Consider the following 11,373-nt stretch of genomic DNA (forward strand, 5'->3'; position numbering starts at 1 on the left):
TTGAAGCCAGAGCCGCCGGCCCCCGAACGGAACTCCGCGCTCACGCGGGCCCTGCTGTACGGCTTTGCGCTGCTGTGCCTGGTGCTCGGCCTCATCGGCGTCGTCGTGCCCGGCATGCCGACGACGGTGTTCATCCTGATGGCCGCCTGGGCCGCCGCCCGCAGCTCGCCGCGGCTGCACGCCTGGCTGCTGAATCACCGCCTGTTCGGCCCGCTGCTGCACAACTGGGCCAACGGCCGTACCGTGAGCCGCCGCGCCAAGTGGAGCGCGACGGCAACGATGGCGGTGTGCGCGGTGATCGTTTCTTTCACCGCACACCGCACCTGGCTCGCCGTGCTGGCCATCGCGTGCATGGCGACGGTGCTGGCGTGGCTGTGGTCGCGGCCACTTCCGCCACCGTAAACGCTGCGATCAGGGATCAGCGCCTGCGACGCATCGCAGGAAGCGCGAGGTTCGTGAACGCGCGCAGCAGCCACTCCACCGGCCCGTAGACGAAGCGGCTCATCCACCAGCGGCTCAGCACCAACTGCGCCGCGAAGATCGCGAAGGCGATGGCCGTTGCCGCGAGCGGGCCGACCGTGCCGATCCAGCGCAGCCCGTACGCCAGGAAGAGCCATGCGCACACCAGCGACTGCATCAGGTAGTTGGTCAGCGCCATGCGCCCCGCCGGCGCCAGCAGGCCTTCGAGCACGTGACCGCGCGGCGTCTGCATCAGCAGCACCAGGCCTGAGGCATAGGCGGCGGCAAGAAAAGGCGCCGTCAGCAGCGTGGCCGCGAGGCCGTAGAGCTCGCGGACGGCGTTGTCCAGCCGTATCGACGGAAAGGCATACACCAGGGCCCCCGGCAGCCCGATGGCCAGCCCCCAGAACAGCAGTCGCCGGAACAGCGCGCGATGCGCATCGGCATTTGCGAAGAGTCCGCGCCGCCCGGCGATGAAGCCCGCGAAGAACATCGCCAGCGCCGTCGGCGCCTGCACAAGCCCCGTGACCCACCAGATCTGCGACAGCTCGCGCAGGTGCTGGACGATCACCGTGGCGGGCGTTCCGCGATAGGCCCCCAGTGCCGCAGCCGCCTCGCCGTAGGCATTGCGCATCGTGTCCTGCGGAATGCCGGCCAGCGCCCACAGATACCCCATGCCAGCCCAGAGCAGCGCCGTCGCCAGTACCAGCCCGACCGCGCAGCGCGCGAGGAACACATCGCTGCGCCGCCGCAGCATCAGCAGCACCGCGCCCAGCACCGCATAGGTGGTGAGGATGTCGCCGTGATACAGCACCACCGCATGCAACAGGCCGATAACCCACAGCGCCCCCAGGCGCCGCAGCAGGCTCGGCGCGAAGGGCTTGCCGTCGCGTTCGGCCGCGCGCATCTGCAAAGTGAAGCTGTAGCCGAAGAGAAAGGAGAACAGCAGGTAGAACTTGGTCTCGAACACCAGCGTCCTGACGAGCAGGGCCGCGCGCTCCAGTGCCGACTGCGCCATCGGGTCGGGCACGCCGACGCCGTAGTAGGTCGAGGAAAAGCTCGCGATGTTCACGACAAGAATGCCCAGCAGCGCGAAGCCGCGCAGGGCGTCGACCAGCGACTGGCGTTCGGGGTCGACTTTTCTCATGAGTCCACCATTAGACCAAGCGGCCGATCTGCGATTCAAAAGCCCCTTGATCTCGAACGCCCCACTCGGCTTGAGCACTGCGGCGCACCGTGGCACGATCCGCCGGATGACCAGCAGACCCACCGCCGCGCAGCAACTGCGCGACCTCGCACGGCTGCGCCGCGTTCGCGACCGGATCGACCGCGAATACGCGCAGCCACTGGACCTTGAAACGCTCGCCCGCGACGCGGGCATGTCGGCCGGGCACCTCAGCCGCCAGTTCCGCATCGCCTACGGCGAGCCGCCGTATGCCTACCTGATGACGCGGCGCATCGAGCGCGCAATGGCGCTGCTGCGCCGCGGCGACCTGAGCGTTACCGAGGTCTGCTTCGCGGTCGGCTGCGGATCGCTGGGCACCTTCACCACCCGCTTCACCGAACTCGTCGGCATGCCGCCCGGCAGCTACCGGCGCCAGGAAGCGAGCGCGACCGAGGGAATGCCTTCATGCGTGGCCAAGCAGGTGACACGACCGATCAGGAATCGAGAAGCGCCGGCCCCGGAGCCGCAGCTAGCATCGCCACCCCTGCCTACCTAGCACTATCGCCATGAACATCACCATTCACTCGACCTTCCTCCCGCACGACGACCCGGAAACCTCGCTCGCCTTCTACCGCGACACCCTCGGCTTCGAGATTCGCAACGACGTCGGATACGGCGGCATGCGCTGGATCACGATCGGCCCCGCCGGCCAGCCCGGCATTTCGATCGTGCTGTATCCGCCGGCCGCCACACCCGGCCTCACCGACGACGAGCGCCGCACCATCGCCGAGATGATGGCCAAGGGCACCTACGCCACGATCCTGTTTGCCACCAAGGACCTCGACGGCGCCTTCGCGCGGCTGCAGGCCGCCAAGGCCGAGATCGTCGAAGAGCCGACCGAGCAGCCCTACGGCGTTCGCGACTGCGCCGTGCGAGACCCGGCGGGCAACATGATCCGCATCCAGCAACTGCGCTGACCCATCACCCCAAAGACGGAGACACGGAGACACGATGAGCAAGGCCCCAAAGAAGGACTCGAAGGACACGCAGAAGAACGCACCGCACGCCGCCGACCACCACGACCTGATCCGCGTGCAGGGCGCGCGCGTGAACAACCTCAAGGACATCAGCGTCGAGCTGCCCAAACGGCGGCTGACGGTGTTCACCGGCGTCTCGGGCTCGGGCAAGAGTTCGCTGGTGTTCGGCACCATCGCCGCGGAATCGCAGCGGCTCATCAACGAAACCTACAGCGCCTTCGTGCAGGGCTTCATGCCAACGCTGGCGCGGCCCGAGGTCGACGTGCTCGACGGCCTGACGACCGCGATCATCGTGGACCAGGAGCGCATGGGCGGCGACCCGCGCTCCACCGTCGGCACCGCCACCGACGCCAACGCGATGCTGCGCATTCTCTTCAGCCGCCTCGGCAAGCCGCACATTGGCTCGCCCAGCGCCTTTGCCTTCAACGTGCCATCGGTCAAGGCAACCGGCGTCATCACCGTCGAACGCGGCGCCAGCAAGACCGTGAAGCAAAGCTTCAACCGCACCGGCGGCATGTGCCCGCGCTGCGAAGGCCGGGGCGCCGTTACCGACTTCGACCTGACGGCGTTCTACGACGACAGCAAGTCGCTCAACGAGGGCGCGCTCACCATTCCCGGCTTCAGCATGGAGGGCTGGTACGGCCGCATCTTCAACGGCTGCGGCTTCTTCGACCCCGACAAGCCGATCCGCAAGTTCACCAAGAAAGAGCTCGACGCCCTGCTCCACAAGGAGCCGACCAAGATCAAGGTCGATGGCATCAACCTCACCTACCAGGGGCTGATTCCGCAGGTGCAGAAGTCTTTCCTAGCCAAGGACGTCGATGCCATGCAGCCGCACATCCGCGCCTTCGTGGAGCGGGCAGTAACGTTCAGCACCTGCCCCGAGTGCGAAGGCACCCGCCTCAGCGAGGCGGCCCGGTCTTCGAAAATCAAGAAGATCAGCATTGCCGATGCCTGCACCATGCAGATCAGCGACCTGGCCGAATGGGTGCGCGGCCTCGACGAGCCTTCTGTGGCGCCGCTGCTCGCCAAGCTGGCGCACACGCTCGACTCGTTCGTGGAAATCGGGCTCGGCTACCTGAGCCTCGACCGGCCCTCGGGCACGCTCTCCGGCGGCGAGGCGCAGCGCACGAAGATGATTCGCCACCTCGGCTCCTCGCTCACCGACGTGACCTACGTCTTCGACGAGCCGACCATCGGGCTGCACCCCCACGACATCCAGCGCATGAATAGCCTGTTGCTGCGGCTGCGCGACAAGGGCAACACCGTGCTCGTGGTGGAGCACAAGCCGGAGGCCATCGCCATCGCCGACCACGTCGTCGACCTCGGCCCCGGTGCGGGCACTGCCGGTGGCACCGTCTGTTTCGAGGGCACCGTCGAAGCACTGCGGGCCAGCAACACTCTCACCGGCCGGCACCTCGACGACCGGGCCGCTCTCAAGAAGAAGGTGCGCAAGCCCACGGGCAAGCTGCCGATTCGCGGCGCGAAGACGCACAACCTGCGCAACGTGAGCGTCGATGTACCGCTCGGCGTGCTGGTCGTCGTGACGGGAGTGGCCGGCTCCGGCAAGAGCTCGCTCGTGCACGGGTCGATTCCTGCTGGCGCGGGCGTGGTGTCGGTAGACCAGGGCTCGATCCGCGGCTCGCGGCGCAGCAACCCTGCCACCTACACCGGGCTGCTCGACCCTATCCGCAATGCGTTCGCAAAGGCCAACGGCGTGAAGCCTGCGTTGTTCAGCGCCAACTCCGAGGGCGCCTGCCCCGCCTGCAACGGCGCGGGCGTCATCTACACCGACCTCGCGATGATGGCCGGCGTTGCCACCACCTGCGAGGAGTGCGAGGGCAAGCGCTTTCACGCCTCGGTGCTGGAGCATCACTTCGGCGGGCGCGACATCAGCGAAGTGCTCGCCATGTCGGTGACTGAAGCCAAAGAGTTCTTCGGCGCTGGCGATGCACGCACGCCGGCTGCGCACGCCATCCTCGACCGGCTGGCCGACGTCGGGCTCGGCTACCTCAGCCTGGGCCAGCCGCTCACCACGCTTTCAGGCGGCGAGCGGCAGCGGCTCAAGCTGGCAACTCACATGGCGGAAAAAGGCGGCGTGTACGTGCTCGACGAGCCGACAGCCGGCCTGCACCTTGCCGACGTCGAGCAACTGCTCGGCCTGCTCGACCGGCTGGTGGATGCAGGCAAGTCAGTCATCGTCGTCGAGCACCACCAGGCGGTAATGGCGCACGCCGACTGGATCATCGACCTCGGCCCCGGCGCTGGGCATGACGGCGGCCAGGTCGTGTTCGAAGGCACGCCCGCCGACCTCGTCGCCGCCAGCTCCACCCTCACGGGCGAGCATCTCGCGGCCTACGTCGGCGCCTGAGCGGGGCGCTTCTTGCGCGGCGCAGCAGGCTTAGGCCGCTGCGCGCCCACCGCGCTCGCATATGCCTTCACGGCCCATTCGCGCAGCACGTGCGGATCGTCCATCGCATCGACCGGCGCCTGGTAGTAGCTCGCCACCTTGACGTTCGAGACGCGCGTGGCATACGTGAAAGGCGTTGCTCCGATGCGTTCGAACTCCGGGTGAGTGGTGTCGTCCACTCGCAAGTAGAGCGTGCTCTTCATGACGAAGGCGAACTGCACACCCTGCATGACCAGACCGAAGCCGCCGAAGAAGCGCTTGACCTCGATCGGGCCCATCGCATGCAGCGACTCGGCCAGCTCGAGCGCACGCTCACGCGACGGTTCGGACTTTGTTGGTGCGGCTGTAGCTCCTTTTGCACGGCTCATGCGACGGCCTTGCGTCGCGGGTCCGTCACCGGGAAGCCGCCGTGCACTTCGAGCAGCCGCACTAGCGCTTCAGAGCTGTGCGCCCTGGCCCAGTCCTTTTCTGAATCGGTAATGCCCACGGCATGAAGAAAGTCGAATTGACCCGAGGCCAGCTGCCCCGTGGCGGGATAGTGCTTCGGCTCCGCCAGCACAACGCAGCGCAGGCCGATGGCGCCCTTCTCGCGGATCACATCGCCAATGGGGATGCGGCCGCCGTAGTCGAGCAACGGTTTGTCTTCACCGAATTGCCCGTGCGCGAGCAGCACGTTGTAGGCCAGCAGCCGGCGCAGCAGCTTGATCGGCCACTGGTCCTTGGGCTGCGAGGGCACTTCGATGACCAGCTCGGAGCCCAGCCATGAATATTCCTCGGGGTTGTAGTCGGCAGACTCCGTCTCCCAGGGCGTCGATCCGCCCGAAGTAACGTAGAGCCACGAGTTGCGCGCGGGCGTCGGCTCGAACTCGAACACGCCGAGGTGCAGCCAGCGCGGATCGACGTTTTCGGCGCCCAGCGACGTGAAGTCGTCGTGGTCCAGCACGAAGATGCCGTTGTGCTTTTCACCGAACAGCTGCGGGTAAAGGGTCTCCTCGCGGTAGGCCCAGACTTCTTCCAACGAACTCATCGGCTGCTCCTCCTCTGTATGTCCATGCCGGCGAGAGCATAAGCGTGAGACCGGACAGACGCCACCGGCATTAAGGACTAGAGTGCCCCACGCGGATGTCTTTCTGCGCATCACCGAAAGGACTCCCATGACACACACCAGGCCTTGCGATGGCTGACGCCCCCTTCTTTCACGACGCTTCGGGCACGGTGCGCTTTTCGGTGGCGGTGGAAGGCCACGACGTGAACGCGAGCATCGGAAGGGAAACCCTGCGCTATCACTACCGCACCGGCGAAGACGCCGACCCACTGAACACCTACGGCCTTCATGCCCAGGAAATCGACGCGGCCGTGCGGCGCCGGCTGGCACAGGGCTCGATGGAGCCCGTGATGCTGCGGGAAAACGACCTCAAGGCTCCCGCCTAGGGCCTCAACCCTTTCGCTTGAGCACGATCCCGCGGATCGTCGCGAGCAGCAGCCGCGCGCCCTCCCCCAGTTCGCCGCTGCGGCGCACCGTGAACCCGACCGGGCCTTCGGTGCTCGACGTGTCGATGGCCACGCGCTTCAACTCGCCGCGCGCGATGAAGCCTTCCACCGCTCCTTGCGGCGCGAACCATACTGCGTCGCAGCGCTGCAGCAGCCCCACCACGAAGCTCGTGTCGGTCGCCTCCACCAGCCGATTGGGCAGCGCCAGGCCTTGCGCGATCAGGAAGGCATCGGCCGTGTGCCTGATGAGCGTGCCCGACACCGGCAACACCAGCGGGTGCGCGGCCAGCGCGTCGAGCGTCGGCTTGCGCCGTGACGCGAGCGGATGGCCGGGGCGCACCACCAGCAGCAGGGGCTCGCTGAAGAGCTGCTCGAATGCCAGGTCAGCCATGGCCGAGGCTTGCGCGAGGCGACCGAGCACGACGTCGATTTCGCCCTGGCGCAGCTGCGTCATGAGCTGTGCGTTGGTGCCACTCATCACGCGCACACGCAGCGCGGGATGAGCGTCGTTCAGCAGGGCGACGGCTTCGGGCAGCAGGTTGGCCACCATGTTCGGCAAGGCGCCAACGGCCACGCGCAACTGGTCGGCCTCGGGCTGGTCCATGGCCAGGCCCATGCCTTCGCGCAGGCCGCGCAGGGCAGAGACGGCATGGCGCACCAGCACCTCGGCGGCCGGCGTGAGCTCCACGCCGCGGCGGCGGCGCAGCAGCAGCTGGCGGCCGACGATCTCTTCCAGCTCGGCAACGGTCTTGGACACCGCCGGCTGTGTAAGCGACAGCGCCTCGGCCGCGCGCACGAGGTTGCGCTCTTGCGCCACCATCACGAGGCATTGCAGATGGCGCAGCTTCAGGCGCGCAAAGTTCATGGCTGACATGGGGATTTCATTGTGCGAGCGGCCGTTTGAATATAACCATCGGGAATACCTGGCAGAAGAGCTTTCAGTTGTGCAGCCCGCGCCAGCCTCCTAGAGTTGCCTTCGATACAAAGACATAAGGAGACAACAGAGACATGACCACCGGTTCACCGAAAGCCTTCGGCGGCACACGCCGCCTTGCCATTGCCATCACTACCTGCGCGGCACTCGCCCTTGGCACCATCGCCCCCCACGCCACCGCAGCCGATGCGCCCTACCCCACCAAGGCGGTGAAGTTCCTCACCAACTTCCCGGCGGGCGGCCCCATCGACATCCTCGGCCGCGCGCTGGCCGATGCGCTGCAGAAAGACCTGAAGCAGCCCTTCATCGTCGACAACCGGCCCGGTGCCGGCGGCAACATCGGCGCCGACCTGGTCGCCAAGAGCCCGGCCGACGGCTACACGGTGCTGCTGGGCATCGACAGCACCTTCACCATCAACCCGCACCTGTACGCGTCGATGCCCTTCGCGGCCAAAGACCTGAAGCCGCTGATGATCTTCAGCTCTTCTGGCCTGAGCTTCGGCGTGGCCCCGGGCGTCAAGGCGAAGACGCTGCCCGAGTTCATTGCGCAGGCCAAGGCCGAGCCGGCCACTTTCAGCTCGGCAGGCAACGGCAGCCCCGGCCACATTGCCGCCGAGATCTTCGCCAGCGAAACGGGCGCGAAGATCACGCACGTGCCCTACAAGGGCAACTCGCCCGCCGTGCTGGCACTGATGGGTGACGAAGTACAGGCCGGCATCCTCGCCACACCAGGCCTGCTGCCGCAGGTGCAGTCGGGCAAGCTGCGCGCGCTGGCCGTTACCGGCAAACAACGCTCGCCGCTGCTGCCGCAGGTGCCCACCGTGGGCGAACTGGGCCTGAAGGGCCTGGAGTTCGAAGTGCTCTATATCTCGATGGTGCCCGCCGCCACGCCCGAGCCGGTCATGCAGACGCTGCGCGCCTCGCTGCAGAAGGCGATGGCCCTGCCCGAGGTCAAGGCCCGGCTGGCCTCGCTCGACATGGTGCCGCTGGGAGAAACCGGCAACGCAGCCAGCGAGCACCTGGCCGCCAGCCAGGCGCGCTACGGCCGCATCGTCAAGGCAACCGGCATGAAGGTGGACTGATGAGGCCGGTGTTGTCGCGGGGTAAACCCCGGCAATGGTTGATTTGATCAATCGAACGCAGCGTCTTCAGAATCGTCCGCAACCGCGAGCCTCGCGGTCACACTTACTGGTCACCGCCCGACCGAAGACGACGACAAGGACTTGCCCATCATGCTGCCGACCTCCCTTTTCACCCGCCGCGCCGCCGGCCTGCTGGCCATTGCCGGCTTTGCGGCGGCCTTCGCCACCCAGGCAAGCGCCCAGGCCAAGTTCGACACCCCCCTGCATATCGTGGTCGGCTACGCCCCCGGCGGCGCCACCGACCGCGTGGCGCGCATCGTGGGCGACAAGCTCGGCGCAAAGCTGGGCGTGGCGGTGGTGGTAGACAACAAGCCCGGCGCGGGCGGCCGCCTTGCGGCGCAGCAGGTGAAGATCACGCCCGCCAACCAGAACGTGCTGATGCTCGCCAACCCCGCCGTGATGATCGTCGCGCCGCTGGTCTTCAAGGACAACAACTACGACCCCGAGCGCGACTTCGTGCCCGTGTCGTACGTCAACGACTACAACTTTGCGCTGGCCGTCTCGCCCAGCCTGCCCGTGCGCGAACTGAACCACCTGCTCGCGTGGATGCGCGCCAACCCCACGCAGGCCAACGTGGGCGTGCCGGCCACCGGCAGCCTGCCGCACTTCTTCGGCCTCATGGTCGGAGAAAAGGCCAACGTGCAGACCCAGGTGATCGGCTACCGCGGCTCGGCCCCGCTGCTGAACGACCTGATCGGCGGGCAGGTGCCCATTGCGGTGGACACCGAAGACGTGGTGGTGCCCCAGCATGCTGCGGGCAAGCTGCGCATCCTGGCGCTGTCGGGCGCCAAGCGCTCGCCCTTTGCGCCGAACGTGCCCACCTTCAAGGAAGCCGGCCTCGATCTCTCCGCCACCGGCTGGAACACCTTCTTCGCGCCGAACAGCATGCCCAAGGACAAGGTCGAGCGCCTGTCCAACCTGATCCGCGAAGTCATGCAGGACCCGGACACGCAACGCAAGTTCAAGGACTCCGGCATGACGCCGGTGGTGAGCACCCAGGCGCAGACCGCCGCCATGCTCAAGGCCTACCGCGCGCAGTGGGCGCCGGTGGTGCAGAAGTCGGGCTACCAGCCCTGAACCCCTTCAAGAAGAACGTCAAAGAGACATGACCACAAGACCCAACATCATCTTCATCGTTGCCGACGACCTCGGCTATGCAGACCTCGGCTGCTACGGCGGCCGCGATGCCGTGTTCGGCCCCGTGTCGCCCGTGCTCGACGGCCTGGCCGCCAACGGCCTGAAGCTCACGCAGGGCTACGCGAACTCGCCCGTGTGCTCGCCTACCCGCTTCGGCATGATCACCGGCCGCTATCAGTACCGCCTGCGCGGCGCCGCCGAAGAGCCCATCAACAGCAAGAGCCGCGGCAGCACCACGCTAGGCCTGCCCACCGACCACCCCACCCTGCCTTCATTGCTGAAGGCCAGCGGCTACCAGACCGCGCTCATCGGTAAATGGCACCTGGGCTACCCGCCCACCTTCGGCCCACTGCGCTCGGGGTACGACGAATTCTTCGGGCCCATGTCGGGCGGTGTCGACTACTTCACGCATTGCGACTCCACCGGCCGCCACGACCTGTGGCTTGGCGAAGAAGACAAGCAAGAAGAGGGCTACCTCACCGACATCCTCTCCAAACGCGCGGTCGAGTATGTGGAGCGCATGGCAAAGCAGGAAGCGCCCTTCTTCCTGAGCCTGCACTACACCGCCCCCCACTGGCCATGGGAAACGCGTGACGACGCCGCCAAGGCGCCCGCCGTGAAGGACAACCTGTTCGACCTGGCCGGCGGCAACATTCATGTGTACCGCCGCATGATTCATCACATGGACGAAGGCATCGGCTGGATCATGGCCGCGCTGCAAAAGCACGGCATGGCCGACAACACGCTGGTGGTGTTCACCAGCGACAACGGCGGCGAACGCTTCTCGGACAACTGGCCACTGGTAGGCGGCAAGATGGACCTGACCGAAGGCGGCATCCGCGTGCCATGGATCGCGCACTGGCCCGCGGTGATCGGCAAGGGCGGCGAGAGCGCGCAGCTGTGCATGACCATGGATTGGTCGGCCACCATGCTCGACGCGGCCGGGGTTTCAGCGCACCCGGACTATCCGCTGGACGGCGTGTCGCTGATGCCTGTACTCAAGGATGCGTCGAAGAGCTTTCGCCGGCCGCTGCACTGGCGCATGAACCATCGCGGGCAGGAAGCGATGCGCGATGGGGACTGGAAGTATTTGAAGGTGGACGGGAACGAGTACCTGTTCAACATTCCTGCGGATGAGCGCGAGCGGGCTAATCTGGGGAAGAAGGAGCCGGGGAGGTTGGCTGCAATGCGGGCGGATTGGGCGGCTTGGAATGCGACGATGCCGGCTATTCCGGAGGATGCGACGGTTAGCCTCGGCTACTCGGTGAAGGATATGCCGCAGAGGTGATGCCGGTTGCGGTCAGCCCAGTCCCTGCGAACGGACTCATCGCTCTCGAAGCGATAGCGGAAGTAAAACCATAGATCGTTGCTACGTACCAGTGTCTCAGCGACAGTGCGTGTCGCTTCCTCTGATCAGCGACAGGCGTAGCGCTCAAGGCAACTCTCTAGAGCCAAGTCAGGTCAGCCCCAAAAGCTGATTTGTCCTCTATGTCGCAGTTGAGCATCCTGCGGTCTTACTGTTCGATATGGACCGTCAAAAAGCACATACGCCAGCCGACCGGTTTCAGCTAGTTGGCTGATGTAGATGACGAACCCGC

Annotated in this window: 12 protein-coding genes; 8 read left to right on the forward strand and 4 right to left on the reverse strand. The window is 66.4% G+C overall.

What is annotated here, in order from left to right:
• Window positions 1-402 (forward strand): YbaN family protein, encoded by a 402-nt coding sequence (locus tag BLW48_RS23175; protein ID WP_256330881.1) that lies wholly within the window; start codon window positions 1-3, stop codon window positions 400-402.
• Window positions 403-418: 16 nt separating this feature from the next.
• Here BLW48_RS23175 and BLW48_RS23180 read toward each other — a convergent pair whose 3' ends face one another.
• Entirely contained in the window at window positions 419-1,606 is a 1,188-nt protein-coding gene (locus tag BLW48_RS23180) for a DUF418 domain-containing protein (RefSeq protein WP_093177703.1), read from the reverse strand.
• A gap of 106 nt (window positions 1,607-1,712) precedes the next feature.
• On the opposite strand from BLW48_RS23180, the gene BLW48_RS23185 reads away from it, so the two are divergent.
• Genes BLW48_RS23185 through BLW48_RS23195 form a run of 3 tightly spaced genes read left to right on the forward strand, consistent with a single transcriptional unit; the run spans window position 1,713 to window position 5,032 of the window.
• Window positions 1,713-2,180, forward strand: coding sequence for a helix-turn-helix transcriptional regulator (locus tag BLW48_RS23185; protein ID WP_093079809.1), 468 nt, complete (start codon window positions 1,713-1,715; stop codon window positions 2,178-2,180).
• A 10-nt stretch (window positions 2,181-2,190) separates the two neighbouring features.
• Complete coding sequence (locus tag BLW48_RS23190; protein ID WP_093079807.1) at window positions 2,191-2,601, forward strand: VOC family protein; 411 nt, start codon at window positions 2,191-2,193, stop codon at window positions 2,599-2,601.
• A 34-nt stretch (window positions 2,602-2,635) separates the two neighbouring features.
• Complete coding sequence (locus BLW48_RS23195; RefSeq protein WP_093177704.1) at window positions 2,636-5,032, forward strand: ATP-binding cassette domain-containing protein; 2,397 nt, start codon at window positions 2,636-2,638, stop codon at window positions 5,030-5,032.
• On the opposite strand, the gene BLW48_RS23200 is transcribed toward BLW48_RS23195, so the two are convergent.
• Both BLW48_RS23200 and BLW48_RS23205 read right to left on the reverse strand, forming a co-directional pair.
• Complete coding sequence (locus BLW48_RS23200) at window positions 5,017-5,439, reverse strand: TfoX/Sxy family protein (RefSeq protein WP_218137516.1); 423 nt, start codon at window positions 5,437-5,439, stop codon at window positions 5,017-5,019. The two genes, BLW48_RS23195 and BLW48_RS23200, sit on opposite strands and share 16 nt — an antisense overlap.
• Window positions 5,436-6,098 (reverse strand): suppressor of fused domain protein, encoded by a 663-nt coding sequence (locus tag BLW48_RS23205; RefSeq protein WP_177142387.1) that lies wholly within the window; start codon window positions 6,096-6,098, stop codon window positions 5,436-5,438. Before BLW48_RS23205 ends, BLW48_RS23200 begins: the two co-directional genes overlap by 4 nt.
• A gap of 149 nt (window positions 6,099-6,247) precedes the next feature.
• Between BLW48_RS23205 and BLW48_RS23210 the strand changes: the two genes are divergently transcribed.
• Window positions 6,248-6,502, forward strand: a complete 255-nt coding sequence (locus BLW48_RS23210; protein ID WP_093079799.1) for a DUF1488 family protein — start codon at window positions 6,248-6,250, stop codon at window positions 6,500-6,502.
• A 4-nt stretch (window positions 6,503-6,506) separates the two neighbouring features.
• Here the strand turns inward: BLW48_RS23210 and BLW48_RS23215 are convergent, their stop codons facing one another.
• Entirely contained in the window at window positions 6,507-7,436 is a 930-nt protein-coding gene (locus tag BLW48_RS23215; RefSeq protein WP_093177709.1) for a LysR substrate-binding domain-containing protein, read from the reverse strand.
• Window positions 7,437-7,570: 134 nt separating this feature from the next.
• Here BLW48_RS23215 and BLW48_RS23220 point away from each other — a divergent pair, with 134 nt between their 5' ends.
• The 3 genes from BLW48_RS23220 (at window position 7,571) to BLW48_RS23230 (ending at window position 11,063) form a co-directional block, all read left to right on the forward strand.
• On the forward strand, window positions 7,571-8,578 hold the full coding sequence (locus tag BLW48_RS23220) for a Bug family tripartite tricarboxylate transporter substrate binding protein (protein WP_093177710.1): 1,008 nt from the start codon (window positions 7,571-7,573) through the stop codon (window positions 8,576-8,578).
• A gap of 150 nt (window positions 8,579-8,728) precedes the next feature.
• The gene (locus tag BLW48_RS23225) at window positions 8,729-9,715 is read left to right on the forward strand and encodes a Bug family tripartite tricarboxylate transporter substrate binding protein (protein ID WP_093177712.1); all 987 of its coding nucleotides are present in this window, start codon (window positions 8,729-8,731) and stop codon (window positions 9,713-9,715) included.
• A 28-nt stretch (window positions 9,716-9,743) separates the two neighbouring features.
• The gene (locus tag BLW48_RS23230; RefSeq protein WP_093177713.1) at window positions 9,744-11,063 is read left to right on the forward strand and encodes a sulfatase family protein; all 1,320 of its coding nucleotides are present in this window, start codon (window positions 9,744-9,746) and stop codon (window positions 11,061-11,063) included.
• Window positions 11,064-11,373: the final 310 nt, after the last annotated feature.

The organism is Variovorax sp. YR266 (assembly GCF_900107295.1).
Lineage (GTDB): Bacteria > Pseudomonadota > Gammaproteobacteria > Burkholderiales > Burkholderiaceae_C > Variovorax.